We start from the raw sequence: 12,846 nt of genomic DNA, 5'->3' as shown, positions 1-12,846 counted from the left end.
CCGGTCTGGTCGGGTGTTTCCACGCAGCTGGAGCTAGGCGGGAGTCCGGTTTACGTTTGTGGGTACGCGCCCGTGTGCGTGTACGCGATGGTACGCCGAAAATGTCCCCCGATGCGGCGCTCTCAGATCTCTTCCAGGTGTTCGACGCCCTGTTTCTCCACGTTACCTTTGGTGATCTCGGTCGGCATCCAGTCCGGCTTGTCGTCGGGGGCTTCCTCTTCCCAGGCCCACCCTTCGTAGATGTGGACCTTGTGGGTGCCCTTCTCGCGGAGTTTGAGCTCCGTTCGATCGGCGGCCGACTCGCTGTCGGCCGGATCGAGTCGTCGGGCGGCCTTCAGTGCCGCCTGCCGTGGTGTGCCGCCGGAGAAGACGCTAGACTCGTCTCCGTTCGTTTCTCGCAGCGCGAAGTTGCGCTTGTCTTGGTCACGTGCCATGGTTTTCGCCTCTCCGTGTCAATTCAGCACATGACCCACCATAAATATACCCCCGCACCCGGCCGCCGTCTGGCGGTACATTTATATACAAATTCATAAACCGTCGAGAAGTTTAGCCCCGATTCGGGCGATATCGGGCGAATTCACGCCCCTCCGGCGCGCGGGCGCGATCGGTTCGCGGTCGATCCGGCCTGGCTGGCAGTCGCGATCGCGAGTGAACCCGGTGCAATTAGCGTACGATTCGACCGGCTCGACCGCGCGAGCGAGGAACGGGGGACGAGACGGACTCCGGCACGGTAAGCTTAAGTAATTCCTCCGGCGAACCACGACTACGATAGCGCGATGGTGCGAAAAAAGAAGCTGAGTCCGAGTGGCGCCAAGGACGAAGATGGCGAGTACCACAACGTCCACATCAACCTGCACGAGGACGAGTTGGCCGTCGCCGGCATGGAGATCGGCGACGAGGTGTTCGTTCGAGTCCGTGACAACAAGATCATCATCCAGAAGGCCGACCCGGAGGACGTCGAACACGAGTTCTGAGCGGTCCTCCGGCCCGTTCCATCGCCCGTCCATCCCCTACAAGGAGTACCCGTGATCTACGGACTAGCCAGACCCCTGTTGTTCAGACTGCCCGCGGAGACCGCCCACCGGAGCGTCCACCGACTGCTCGGACTCGCGGACGGGACCCCCATCGCACGCGCGCTGGAGAAGCGATACGCCGTCCACGACGACCGACTCGCCGTCGAGGCCTTCGGCCAGGCGTTCGCCAATCCGGTCGGCGTCGCCGCCGGGTTCGACAAGAACGCCGAAATCCCCGGCGCGCTCGCCGCCCTCGGCTTCGGGTTCGTCGAGGTCGGCGGCGTCACCGCCGTGCCCCAGGACGGCAACCCCCGACCCCGGATGTTTCGCCTCCGCGAGGACGAGGCCCTGATCAACCGCATGGGCCTCAACAACGACGGGGCCGCCGTCGTCGGGGAGCGACTCGCCGCCACGGACGCCCCGGTCCCCGTCGGGGTGAACATCGCTAAGTCCGAACACGTGGATCCGGACGACGCGCCGGCGGACTACCGCGAGACCTACGAACGGGTGGCCGAGGGGGGTGACTTCTTCGTCGTCAACGTCTCCTGCCCGAACTCCCAGGGGTTCGCCGAGCTCCAGAACCGCGATTCGATGGAAGCGATCCTGGGCGAACTGCAGGACGCGGGTGCGGCCCCGCTCCTGGTCAAACTCTCGCCGGACCTCCCGGATCCGGCCGTCGAGGACGCCCTCGATCTGGTCGACGAACTGGACCTCGACGGCGTCGTCGCCACGAACACGACCACCGACCGCCCGGCCTCCCTGCGGAGTCCGAACCGCGCGGAGACGGGCGGCCTCTCGGGCAAGCCCATCGAGCAACGGGCCACCGAGATGGTCAGGTTCGTCGCCGAGCGCACGGACGTCCCGGTCGTCGGCGTCGGTGGCGTCACCAGCGCCGAAGACGCCTACCGGAAGATTCGCGCGGGCGCGAGCGTGGTCCAGTTGTACACCGGCCTCGTCTACCGCGGGCCGTCGATCGCCCGGGAGATCAACCGGGGCCTGCTCGACCTGCTGGACCGGGACGGGTTCGACCACGTGAGCGAGGCCGTCGGCGCCGACCTCGACTGACCGGCGCCCGGACAGGGCCAGCGGGCCGACGGTTGGACTGCCCGGTCCGGGTCCCGTGTGCGTATCACCCGCTAGAACTGGGCAGGGAGTTTTACCGGTTCAGTGGGATGCTGTCACAATCAGATGGGATGGCAGATCGCGCCGCTGTCGGTCCCGCTCGCGCTCTCGGGAGCGCTCGGGCTGGCCGTCGCGGCGCTGGTCTGGCGGGAGCGACCCAAAGCCGGCTCGACCTGGCTGTCCTTCGCCGCCCTGGCCGTCACCCTCTGGGCGTTCGGGCAGGTGATCGTCGTCTCCCACACCGACCAGGCGGTGCGCCTGCTGGGAAGCGGCCTGACCGTGGCCGGGATGGTGTTCACGCCGCCGCTCTGGCTGTTTTTCTCCCTCCAGTACACCGGCCGCGGCGATCGGGCCGGGCCCCTGCTCATCGTCCTCCTCCTGCTCGAGCCGACGGTACTGAGCGCGCTCGCGCTGGTCGGCTCCGAACTCATGTTCGCCCCCGGGTCGCTCGAGGCGGGCGCAGCCGGCGCGTCGCTGTTCGTGACGTACGGACCGCTCCTGATCGCCCAGCACGCGTGGGGGTACGGGCTCCTGTTCGTCAGCGAGGCGCTGCTGGTCGCGATGTTCTTGCGGTCCCGGAACGTCTTCCGCAAGCGCACCTTCTTCCTCCTCTCGCTGATCGTCGCCCTCCACGCCTGTCAGTTCCTCAGCGTCGCCGGGCTGAGTCCGACGCCCTACCAGACGCTCACTCCCCTCGGCTTCCTGCTGTTCGGCGCGCTCTCACTGCTGGCGCTGGTGAGCTACCGGAGTTACGAGTTCCTGCCGCTCGAGCGACTCATGCGACTGGCCGGCCGCCACTCCAAGAGCCTCACCCCCATCGCCCGAGAGCGCGCCATCGAGGAGATGGCGACTGGCTTCATGGTGATCGACCACGCGGGCCGGATCGTCGACATCAACCCGATGGGCAAGCGCATCCTCGCGCGGGAGGACGACCGCGTCGTCGGCAAGCGGATCGCGTCTGTCATCCCCCCGGAGATCTTCGTCGACGGCACGCCGGGCTTCTTCGAGGCCGCGGGGGACGGATCGGCCGACGGCAGCGGCCGCCACACCGGCATCTGGGTCGAAACGCCCGCGGGCGAGCAGCGCTGTTTCGACGTGCTGGTGACGCGACTCGGCGACGACGAGGCCTCGGGCACCGTGGCGCTCATCCACGACGTCACCGAACGGGAACGCCGCAAGCGCCGGCTCCGCGAACAGAACCGGGAGCTGAAACGCCAGAACGAACAGCTCGACAACTTCGCCAGCATCGTCTCCCACGACCTCCGCAACCCGATGACGGTCGCCGACGGTCGCCTCGACCTGATCGAACGCGACACCGACAGCGAGCACGTCGCGCCCGCCAAGAACGCCCTCGACCGGATGCGCGAGATCGTCGACGACGTGTTGACGCTGGCCCGCAGCGGCCAGTCCGTCAGCGAGACCGATCCCGTCGAACTCGGCGACACGGCCAGGGAAGCCTGGGAGACCGTCGCGACGAAAGAGGGCTCGCTCACCGTCGCGATCGACCGCGTCGTCGAGGGCGATCACGGCCGCCTCCTGCAGATGTTCGAGAACTTCTTCCGCAACGCGGTGGAACACGCCGACCCACGCGTGACCGTCACCGTCGGCGAACTCGACGACGGCTTCTACGTCGCCGACGACGGCCCCGGCATCCCCCCGGAGCAGCGCGACCGGGCGCTCGAAGAGGGGTTCACGACGAGCGAGGACGGCACCGGCTTCGGCCTCACGATCATCCAGACCATCGTCGAGGCCCACGGCTGGGAGATCACCGTCACCGAAAGCGAGGCGGGCGGCGCGCGCTTCGAGATCACCGGCGAGGCCTTCCGCACCGAACAGGACGTGGCCGCGGTCGCCGACTGAACCGGTATCAGCCGAGAGAACACGGGAGAGGTTTATCCCCACCGATCAGACAGGTGAATTCGTATGCCCTGGCAGGTCACGCCGTACACCGTCCTGTTGTCGCTGTCGACGCTGCTCGGGGTCGCGGTCACGGCCGTCGTCTGGCGGGAGCGCCCGAAGCGTGGGACGACCTGGCTCTCGGCGACGGCGTTCGCGATCACGCTCTGGGCGGCCGGGCAGGTGGTCGTCGTCTCGACGACGGCAGTCGAACCGCGCCTGCTCGGCAACCGTCTCACCATGACCGGTGCCATCGCCATCCCGTCGTTGTTCCTGCTCTTTACCCTCGCCTACACGGGCCGGGCCGAGGAGACGAGCGGGTCCCTGCGGGCACTGATCGTCCTCGAACCGCTCGTCGTGATCGCCCTCGTCCTCGTCGGCCACGACCTCGTCTCCCCGGAGGTGACGCTCGCCCTGGGCCGGGGCGAAGCGTTCGGTGCCTTCGGGTACGACCTCATGACCGCCCACTACGCGTTCGGCAACGCCCTGCTGTTCGTCAACGAGTACTTCCTCTACAAGATGTTCCTGCGCTCCCGGAACGTCTTCCGCAAGCGCACCTTCTTCCTGCTCGCCCTGCTCGTCGTCTTGCACGTCTCCCATCTCGTGACCGTACTCGGGCTGAGCCCGACGCCGTACTACACGCTCACCCCGCTTGGCTTCCTGCTGTTCGGGACCCTCTCGCTCGTGGTGACGGTCAGCTACCGGACGCTCTCCTTCCTGCCGCTCCAGCGGGTCATGGCGCTGTTCGGCGGCCACTCCAAGACTCTCGCGCCGCTGGCGCGGGATCAGGCCATCGAGGAGATGGGCACCGGCTTCCTCGTCGTCGACCACCAGGGTCGGATCGTCGATACCAACCCGCTCGGCAAGCGGATGCTCGGGCGGAGCGACAGCCGCGTCGTCGGGAAGGACCTCGAGACCGTGATCCCACCGGATCTCTTCGTGGACGGGATCCCGGAGTTCATGACCGTCGCCCCCGGCGAGGTGGTCAACGGGCGGTACACGGGCCTCTGGATCGAACCCGACGACGGCGATCCTCGCTGTTTCGACGTGCTCGTGAGCGCGCTCACCGAGGACGGCGAGATGCACGGGTACGTCGCGTTGATCCACGACGTGACCGAACGCGAGCGCCGCAAGCGCGTGCTCGAACGACGCACCGACGAACTCGAACGGCAGAACGACCAGCTCGAGGACTTCGCCGGCATCGTCTCCCACGACCTCCGCAACCCGATGAACGTCATCGGCGGCCGACTCCAGATCGTCGACGCCGGCGACGACCAGGAACACCTCGACGAGGCCGAGCAGGCGCTCGCCCGGATGGAAGCGATCGTCGACGACGTGTTGACCTTCGCCCGTCTGGGCAAGACCATCGACGACACCGAACCCCTCGACCTCGCGACGCTCGCCAGGGACGCCTGGGGGAACGTCGACACGAGAGACGCCACGCTCGACGTCGAGGCCGACGTGACCGTCGAGGCGTCCCACGGTCGGCTCCTGCAGGTGTTCGAGAACCTCTTTCGCAATGCGATCGAGCACGCCGGTCCGGACGTGACCGTCACCGTCGGGACGTTCGACGGCGGCTTCTACGTCGCCGACGACGGCCCCGGCATCAGCCCGGACGACCGGGAGCGAGTCCTCGAACAGGGATTCAGTTCGAGACCCGAGGGCACGGGCTTCGGCCTCGCGATCGTCCGCACCATCGTCGAAGCCCACGGCTGGGAGATCACCGTCACAGAGAGCGATGGGGGCTCGGAAGACGACCAGCGGTCCTCTTCCGGTGGTGCAAGGTTCGAGATCACCGGCGAAATCCGCCCCGGCGAGCGGGATACCGGGCCGAACCCGAGTGACCGCTAGCCGCTCCGGCCTACCGCAGCGCCGCCAGTTCGAACTCGAACGCCGCGATCGGCAGTTCGACGTCGTGTTCGACGATGACCTCGGGGTGGATCTCGCCGACGACCCCGACGGCCTCGCCGTCGATGACGACGCTCGCGGTCCGCCCGTCGATGAACGACGGGTGGTCGGTCGCCGGCGTCTCGAGGTCCGCGTCGAAGGCCTCGACCAGCGCCGACAGCGCCGCCTTGGCGTCCTCGTAGGAAGCGCCGGCGTGACACAGCGCCGCCGCGACGGTCCGCCGTTCCGCAACCTTCGTGTTCTCGGATTCGTCCACGTGGGCCGAGAAGCCCACCTCCGCGAGGTCCTGCGGGTACGCGCGGTGCGTGTTGTTCTCCAGAACCATCATGATCGAGGGCAGCGCCCACGAGCGGACCATCGTGAAGTCCTCGCTGTAGGGCTGTTCGATCGTGACGGCCTCGCCGCCGCCGAACGCGTCCGAGCCCGGTTCGATTTCGAGCCGTTCGTAGTTCTGTTCCTCGTCGATCAGGTGGAAGTTCAGCAGGTCCTCGAACCCCTGCCCGACCAGCGCCTCGCGGACGGCGTTTTCCAGCCGCGAGCGCTCGTGGCGACCGCCGACCGTCGAGACGTCCGGATACCGGGGTTCGAGTTCGTTGAACCCGTAGGCCCGACCCACGTCGTCGATCAGGTCGACCGGGTGGAGGACGTCGACCCGGTAGGGCGGCACGTCGACCCGGTAGGCCGCCGCGCCGTCGTCTGTCTCCGTGGTCTCGGCGTCCATGCCCGCACGCTCGATCAGGTCGACCACGTCGCGCTCGCCGAGGTCGACGCCCAGCATCGTCTCGACCGCGTCGTGTTCGACGGTTTTCGCCTTCGTCGCCAGGTCCGGCCGGACGAGTTCGCTCCCGGCCGCTGGAGTCTCGGGCGCGTCGTCGGTGTACTCGACGCGTATCTCTTCGATCCGGCCGCCCCGGGCGTCCAGGGCGTAGCAGACGATCGCCAGCATCTTGTCGACCGTCCACTGGTCGGTCCCCGTCATCTCGACGAAGAGGTCACGGGAGCCCTCGTCGACCTCGGTCCGGCGGCCGTTGACAACCGGCGGGAACGAGAACAGCCCGACCTCGTCGTAGATGGCCGGCATCGATTCGTACTCTTCGACCAGGTCCGCGTACTCCTGGCCGATGTGGTGGACGTCGAGCACCTCGTTCAGGGTGAGTTCCTGGTCGCCCTCGAGGGGGACCATCGTCTCTTCGTCGCCGTCGACGCCGGTGTAGGTGACCGACTTCGCGGCGTCGTCGTCGGGGTCCAGCGTCTCCCCTTTCAGCATCGTCAGGTCGTGGACGCCGATGGCCCCCTTCACGCGCTGGCGGCCCATCGTCGCGTGGAGTTTCTCCTGGAGCTGGATCAGCGAGTCGAGCGACTCTTCGTCCATGTCCAGCCCGCGGACGATGGCACCGGTGACGTACGGGCGGTCCTCGGGCACGTCCTCGACCCGGATCGTCCACTCGGCGTCGTTGACGTTCGGCACGTAGACGCCGCGGTCGTCGCCGTACTGGTAGCGCAGCGAGCGCGCCACGCCCTCGACGGAGAGGCGATCGAGCCGGTCGGGGGCGAACTCCAGTTCGAACTCGCCGTCGTCGGTCTCGCCCTCGAACTCGAGGCCCAGGCCGAACAGATCCTCCTTCAGTTCCTCGTCGTCTTTCTCGTCGTGGCCGGTCAGGTGGCGCAGTTCGTCGGGGTCGATCTCGACGGTCGGCATCAGTAGGTCACCTCCTCCTCGCGCAGGAACTCGAGATCCACGAGCGTCCCGTGGACGTCGCGGATGTCCTCGGCGCCGGTCGCGAGCATGAACAGACGTTCGAGCGCCAGCCCCCACGCCATCACGTCGCAGTCGACGCCCAGCGGTTCCAGCATCTCCGGGCGGAAGATCCCGGAGTTGCCGATCTCGATCAACTCGCCCGTCTCGGGATGGCGGCCGAACAGCTCGAAGCTCGGCTCCGTGTAGGGGTTGTAGTGTGGCTTGAACTCGACGTCCGTGATCCCGAACTGCTCGTAGAACTCGGTGAACGTCCCCATCAGGTCACGCACCGAGAGGTCCTCGGCCATCACCCAGCCCTCGATCTGGAAGAACTCGAGCAGGTGGGTCGCGTCCAGCGTGTCGTTGCGGTAGGCCTTCTCGATGGAGAAGAAGCGCTGGGGCGGTTCCAGTTCGCCCACGGCCTCCCCCGAGAGGTGGCGAGCCGTCAGCGACGTGGTGTGCCCGCGCAGTGCCAGCGCCTTCGCGAAGTCCAGGTCCCAGGGGGAGTGATAGCCCTCCCCGTCAGGACCGACGCCCTCGCGGTGGGCGCGCTCGACCCGCTCGACCAGGTCCGCTGGCAACTCGTCGATCCGCTCGGGTTCGTCGAGGGCGAAGCGATCCCAGTGGTTCCGCGCCGGGTGGTCCTGGGGCATGAACAGGCAGTCGTTGATCCAGAAGTCCGCGTCGACGTGTGGCCCCTGCATCTCCTGAAAGCCCATCCCGACGAGCACGTCTTTCACCCGTTCGGCCATCTCCCGCAGCGCATGCTTGCGCCCGGGGACGACCCGTTCGGCGTCGGCCTCGACGTTGTACTCCGCGAAGTCGGCCTCGGCCCACTCGCCGCTGGTGAGCATCTCCGAGGTGAGCTGGCCCACCGTCTCGGCGGTCTCGACCCCCTCCATCATCGCCGTGACGCCGTCGTCGGTCAGCGTCACCGAGCGGATCACCGTCTCGGTCTGCTCGATCAGCCCGCGGTTGTCCAGATCTTTCAGGGCGGTTTCTCGCGCGTACGCGCCCGCGCCCTCGGCCAGCGCGTCGAGCGTCGTCGCCTCGTCGTCGGCCTCGGGGTCAGCGTTGGGGTCGGCCGTGATCTCGCCGCTGTCGATCTCGCCGTAGCCCTTCCGGGCGTAGTTCGACAGCGCGATGTCGACGGCGTCGCCCTCCAGCCCGGAGGCACCGATGACCTGCCCCATCTGCACGGGCCCCTCGTCGGCCCCCGCGTCGACGGCCGCCTCGTAGAGCCGCAGTTCCGGCAGGCCGTGCTCGACGTAGGTCTCTGCCTCCTCGGTCAGTTCGACGTCGCTGGTCGTGCGCTCGGTGACGGTGAGCAGGCCGGCCGCCTCGAGTTCGAAGGCCGCCCCCGTCGCCGTCTCGGGCTTGAGGCCCGCCTGGTCGGCGACCCGATCGATCGTCCGTTCGTCGTCTGCGCTCGCGGCCTCGAGGACCGCGACCTGTGCCTGTGGCAGTTTCATGCGTGGATAGTCGTTGGTACGTACCGCGCGGGTCGGTCAGTTAACGGTTCTCACTCGCGGTTCGGGTCCCGCCGCTCTCCCGTCGGTGCCCCCTCGAGCCGATTTCGTTCCCCGTGGCGTCTCCCCCCGGTGGAACTCCGCCGACTCAGGCGGCGAAGAAGAAGCCGAACCCCGCTCTCGGGACTCCCTGGCGAGCGACGCACCGGCACTGGGGTTCGGATGCCATGTGCGAGCGATGGGCAGGTGTCGGCAAAAGCGTACCGCCCTGGCACGGCGACGGAAGAATTATACCCCCGAACGTGTAGCTACAGGTACAGATGACCGACAGACGCGACGAGCGGTCGCGGGGGAGCACCGACGTCTTCGGCCTTCTCGATGGATTATCGGCGCTCGGACCGACGCCGCTCGGGGACGTGGCGATGGAACTGGGAAACGGGCTCGAACGGTTCGGGCTGGACCCGGGGATCGTCGAGGAGACGCTCGACGGCGTCGCTGTTCCGGACGCGGGCGAACTCGACGTGGAGACCGCCGTGCGCCCGGACGGGATCCTCGACGGCGTCGAGCCCGACACCGTCGTCGACGCCGACGGGGATGCCGTCGACGTGGCGATCCAGGGCAGCGGCGAGACGGCCTCCGTCCTTGTCGACGCGGGCGGCGACGTGATCGAGGTCACGACCGACGGGGGCGAGGCCGCGACGGAGGCGACCGCCGAGGTGCTCGTCGCCGCGCTTGAAGGACTCTGAAGAACCCGAGAGTCAGTCGCCGCCGGCCCGCTTGCGGTCGGAGTCGATCTCGAAGTCCAGTTCCTCGAGCTTCGCCTCCCACTCCGCGCGTTTCTCCTGGTGGTCCTCGAGGAACTCTTCCATCAGCTCGGCGGCCTGTTCCTTGCAGCCGCCACAGAGGCGCTCGCCGCCGACACACTCGTCGTAGACCTCCTTCGCGAACTCGTCGTCGTCACCGGAGAGCAGGTAGGCGTACAGTTCGTACACCGGACACTCGTCGGCCCTTCCACCCTTCTCGCGCTGTTCCTCGGCGGTCTCGCGGCCGCCCGTCGTCGCGGATTTCACCTTGTCGTAGCCCTCCTCGGGGTCGTCGAGCAGGCTGATGTGACTCGCCGGGATCGAGGATGACATCTTGCCACCGGTCAGGCCGGTCATGAACCGGTGGTAGATCGAGGACGGCGGCTGGAATCCGTATCCCCCGTTGTCGACCTCGACGTCGCGGGCCAGTTCCTCGGCCACGTCGTGATCGAGGTCGAAGGCGTCGACGTGGCCCTCGTACCGGCGCTTCTCGCCGTCGATGGCCTCGATCAGGGCGTCGAACGCCGCGTCGGTCGCGTTGCGGTCGAGGAAGCGCACCCTGGGCCGGAGCGGTTCCTTCCCCGCGTTGTCGAGTTTCTCGACGGCGGCGTCGCGGGCGTCGGTCGCGTTCGTCTCGTAGTCGGCCAGCCACGCGGCGGCCTCGCCACACCGGGGCGTGTCCGGGTCCGCCGCGAACTCCTCGCGGTGGTCGTAGGCGATCGCCACGAGTTCCCGCTCGGCGTCGGTCAGCTCGAAGCTCGCGAACGCGTCGGTCACCTTGAAGAAGCGCATCCGGGTCGACAGGTCCCGGGCGAAGCGCATGTGCGGGTCCTGGTCCGGCCCGACGGGGATCACCGTGGGTTTGGGCTCGTCGAGCTGGGGATAGAGGATGTCGGCCATCTGCGTGACGACCGACTGCATGTGCGAGACGTCCGTCTCCCCGTCGAAGCCGTAGATGGCCTGGAACTCCGAGAAGTTCGCCTCGATACCCAGTTCGAAGGCCAGATCCTGCACCTCGCGGTTGGTAGACTGGCGGTAGAGGTCGCCCTCCTTGGGGTCGAACCCCAGCGCGAGCAAACTCAGGACGTAGTTCCGGGTGTGCTCGTCGATCTCGTCCCACGAGAGCCCGCGGGCGCTGTGGGCCTCCAGATCCGCGATCAGGGCGTAGGCATCCCCGCCCTGCTGCTGGTGCCAGATGATCTCGTCGAAGACCATCTTGTGCCCGATGTGGGGGTCGCCGGTTGGCATGAACCCCGAGAGGGCGGCCCAGGGCTCGTCGTCGCGCATCGCTCGCGCGACGGGGCGGTAGTCCCGGTGGCCGAAGATGACCCCCCGGCGCATCAGGTAGTGGGGGTCGGGCACCTCGTCCAGCACGTCGTCGAACCCCTCGATGCCGAACTCCTCGAACAGTTTGCGGTAGTCGGAGACCGTCGAGGAGCCCCACGGGTCGAGGGTCACGTCGTCGGCGCCCGCAGCCCCGCCGTCCGTCACTGCACGGTCGGCATCGGCCGCTGGTCGGTCGTCCGGAGTCGGTTCGTCAGCGTCGGTGTCGGGTTCGCGTGTCATCTGTGTCGAATCAGGGGTGTCGTTTCTCGCCGGGACCGGTCGAAAAAGCGGAGTGAGCGTCGCGGCCCGCGCCCGTGGTCATCGCACGGACCGGGTCGCGAGACTGTCCGCTCCCGTCGCGTCGCGCCAGCGCCATCGCCAGGGAGCGGCCATCTTGGAAGAAGGTAACCCCCAGCAGTCGTTTAACGGTTTCCAATCCCGGCGCCCGACGCCCGAGTTTCACGGCGTCAGCCGCTCGGCCGAGAGCCACGCGATCCCGTCCGGGCCAGTGAGCGCGAACACCATCCGCTTGCGGACGCCGCCGGCCAGTCGCACGTCCAGCGCGAGGTCCCGCGGCGCGAATCCGTGCGCCTCGGGCACCACTCGCACCAGCAACTCGGAGTGACTCAGTTCGGAGACGGACTCCACGTCCGCGTAGGTCCGGAAGTCCGCACCGAACTTGTAGCCGGTCTTGGGAACCACCCCGGCCTCCCGGAGCGCGGCGTAAACCCGGAGCCGGCGGTCGAAGCGGTCGCCCTCGACGCGCTGGCCGCGCTCGACGACCGCCGTCTCGTCGTCCCCGTCGGTACCCAGCGCGAGTGCCCCCTGGCGAACGAGGTGGGCGGCCTCCACGAGGGAGAGCTGTAGCGTCTCGACCGACTCGCCGTCCCGGTCCAGCGGCTGGCCGTAGAACCCCCGCTCGTAGAGTTCTTCGGGGGGCTCCCAGACCAGCACCCGGTCCTCCAGGAGGGAGCCGGGCACGTCGGCCGGCGGGTCGTAGTCGGTCGACCCCTCGATCTCGGGGCGGTCGGTCTCGAGATAGGTGATCTCGCTCTCCTCGTCGACGACCGCCAGCACCACGTCGCCCAGATCGGCGGCCGGCACCGTCGCGCGCTCGCTGACGATCCGTATCCGGTAGGCGACCTCGTCGTCCCAGGGGCCCTTGCCGCGGGGGTAGACCACCAGGTCCGCGCCGCTCTCGTCGTCGACCCAGTCGGCGCTCGTCGGCGAGAGGTAAAAGCCCCGATCCCGCAGATCCTTGTACACCAGGAAGTGCAGGTCCGGACAGGCGGCCGAGACCAGGAAGTCGCGGAAGCCCATGCCGTCGACCGCGTCCAGGTCGCCGCGATAGAGCAGGTGTGCGGCCTCGACGGGCGAAAGCAGCAGGTCCTGGCCGTCGGGGTGGCCGTAGCCGCGGGCGTCGTGGAACTGCTCGCGTGCCTGTCGACCGGCCCGGACCACGCCACCGGACAGCGTCGCGTCCATGCCATCGTCTCGCCCGCGCGTGGACAAAGCCCCCACGGTCTGGCCGGACGGTGGACAGGGGGTCCACCGAGGAGGTGATTGGCCGA

General features: G+C 68.1%; 10 protein-coding genes. 5 read left to right on the top strand and 5 right to left on the bottom strand.

All coding sequences use genetic code 11. The features are described from left to right. Positions 1-122 precede the first annotated feature (122 nt). On the bottom strand, positions 123-434 hold the full coding sequence (locus U5918_RS12040) for a non-histone chromosomal MC1 family protein (RefSeq protein ID WP_336001604.1): 312 nt from the start codon (positions 432-434) through the stop codon (positions 123-125). A 342-nt stretch (positions 435-776) separates the two neighbouring features. Here U5918_RS12040 and U5918_RS12035 point away from each other — a divergent pair, with 342 nt between their 5' ends. From U5918_RS12035 to U5918_RS12020, 4 genes are all read left to right on the top strand, one after another. Beyond that, complete coding sequence (locus U5918_RS12035; protein WP_049995293.1) at positions 777-974, top strand: hypothetical protein; 198 nt, start codon at positions 777-779, stop codon at positions 972-974. Between the two features lie 51 nt (positions 975-1,025). Beyond that, positions 1,026-2,078 carry a quinone-dependent dihydroorotate dehydrogenase gene (locus U5918_RS12030; RefSeq protein ID WP_336001603.1) on the top strand — a complete coding sequence of 351 codons (1,053 nt, stop codon included), beginning with the start codon at positions 1,026-1,028 and terminating at the stop codon, positions 2,076-2,078. Positions 2,079-2,201: 123 nt separating this feature from the next. Continuing rightward, positions 2,202-3,995, top strand: coding sequence for a histidine kinase N-terminal 7TM domain-containing protein (locus U5918_RS12025; RefSeq protein WP_336001602.1), 1,794 nt, complete (start codon positions 2,202-2,204; stop codon positions 3,993-3,995). Positions 3,996-4,058: 63 nt separating this feature from the next. Next, on the top strand, positions 4,059-5,882 hold the full coding sequence (locus U5918_RS12020) for a histidine kinase N-terminal 7TM domain-containing protein (RefSeq protein WP_336001601.1): 1,824 nt from the start codon (positions 4,059-4,061) through the stop codon (positions 5,880-5,882). 10 nt (positions 5,883-5,892) lie between these two features. On the opposite strand, the gene pheT is transcribed toward U5918_RS12020, so the two are convergent. Together pheT and pheS are read right to left on the bottom strand one after the other, a co-directional pair. After that, on the bottom strand, positions 5,893-7,638 hold the full coding sequence (pheT, locus tag U5918_RS12015) for a phenylalanine--tRNA ligase subunit beta (protein WP_336001600.1): 1,746 nt from the start codon (positions 7,636-7,638) through the stop codon (positions 5,893-5,895). Then, positions 7,638-9,149, bottom strand: coding sequence for a phenylalanine--tRNA ligase subunit alpha (gene pheS, locus U5918_RS12010; RefSeq protein WP_336001599.1), 1,512 nt, complete (start codon positions 9,147-9,149; stop codon positions 7,638-7,640). The genes pheT and pheS overlap by 1 nt, the downstream gene beginning before the upstream one ends. Positions 9,150-9,466: 317 nt before the next feature. On the opposite strand from pheS, the gene U5918_RS12005 reads away from it, so the two are divergent. Continuing rightward, complete coding sequence (locus U5918_RS12005) at positions 9,467-9,892, top strand: hypothetical protein (protein ID WP_336001598.1); 426 nt, start codon at positions 9,467-9,469, stop codon at positions 9,890-9,892. Between the two features lie 12 nt (positions 9,893-9,904). On the opposite strand, the gene U5918_RS12000 is transcribed toward U5918_RS12005, so the two are convergent. Both U5918_RS12000 and endA read right to left on the bottom strand, forming a co-directional pair. Then, the gene (locus U5918_RS12000) at positions 9,905-11,515 is read right to left on the bottom strand and encodes a tryptophan--tRNA ligase (protein WP_336001597.1); all 1,611 of its coding nucleotides are present in this window, start codon (positions 11,513-11,515) and stop codon (positions 9,905-9,907) included. A 219-nt stretch (positions 11,516-11,734) separates the two neighbouring features. Continuing rightward, the gene (gene endA, locus U5918_RS11995; protein WP_336001596.1) at positions 11,735-12,760 is read right to left on the bottom strand and encodes a tRNA-intron lyase; all 1,026 of its coding nucleotides are present in this window, start codon (positions 12,758-12,760) and stop codon (positions 11,735-11,737) included. Between the last annotated feature and the right edge of the window lie 86 nt (positions 12,761-12,846).

It is taken from the genome of Halorientalis sp. LT38 (assembly GCF_037031225.1).
Classification (GTDB): Archaea; Halobacteriota; Halobacteria; order Halobacteriales; family Haloarculaceae; genus Halorientalis; species Halorientalis halophila.
Note: the sequence above shows the minus strand (reverse complement) of the source record. Positions and strands in the feature narration are given on the sequence as shown.

What these genes read in the sequence shown, in the direction of transcription:
- U5918_RS12040 (WP_336001604.1), bottom strand. Translation starts at nt 434, where the DNA reads ATGGCACGTGACCAAGACAAGCGCAACTTCGCGCTGCGAGAAACGAAC.
- U5918_RS12035 (WP_049995293.1), top strand. Translation starts at nt 777, where the DNA reads ATGGTGCGAAAAAAGAAGCTGAGTCCGAGTGGCGCCAAGGACGAAGAT.
- U5918_RS12025 (WP_336001602.1), top strand. Translation starts at nt 2,202, where the DNA reads ATGGGATGGCAGATCGCGCCGCTGTCGGTCCCGCTCGCGCTCTCGGGA.
- U5918_RS12020 (WP_336001601.1), top strand. Translation starts at nt 4,059, where the DNA reads ATGCCCTGGCAGGTCACGCCGTACACCGTCCTGTTGTCGCTGTCGACG.
- pheT (WP_336001600.1), bottom strand. Translation starts at nt 7,638, where the DNA reads ATGCCGACCGTCGAGATCGACCCCGACGAACTGCGCCACCTGACCGGC.
- pheS (WP_336001599.1), bottom strand. Translation starts at nt 9,149, where the DNA reads ATGAAACTGCCACAGGCACAGGTCGCGGTCCTCGAGGCCGCGAGCGCA.
- U5918_RS12005 (WP_336001598.1), top strand. Translation starts at nt 9,467, where the DNA reads ATGACCGACAGACGCGACGAGCGGTCGCGGGGGAGCACCGACGTCTTC.
- U5918_RS12000 (WP_336001597.1), bottom strand. Translation starts at nt 11,515, where the DNA reads ATGACACGCGAACCCGACACCGACGCTGACGAACCGACTCCGGACGAC.
- endA (WP_336001596.1), bottom strand. Translation starts at nt 12,760, where the DNA reads ATGGACGCGACGCTGTCCGGTGGCGTGGTCCGGGCCGGTCGACAGGCA.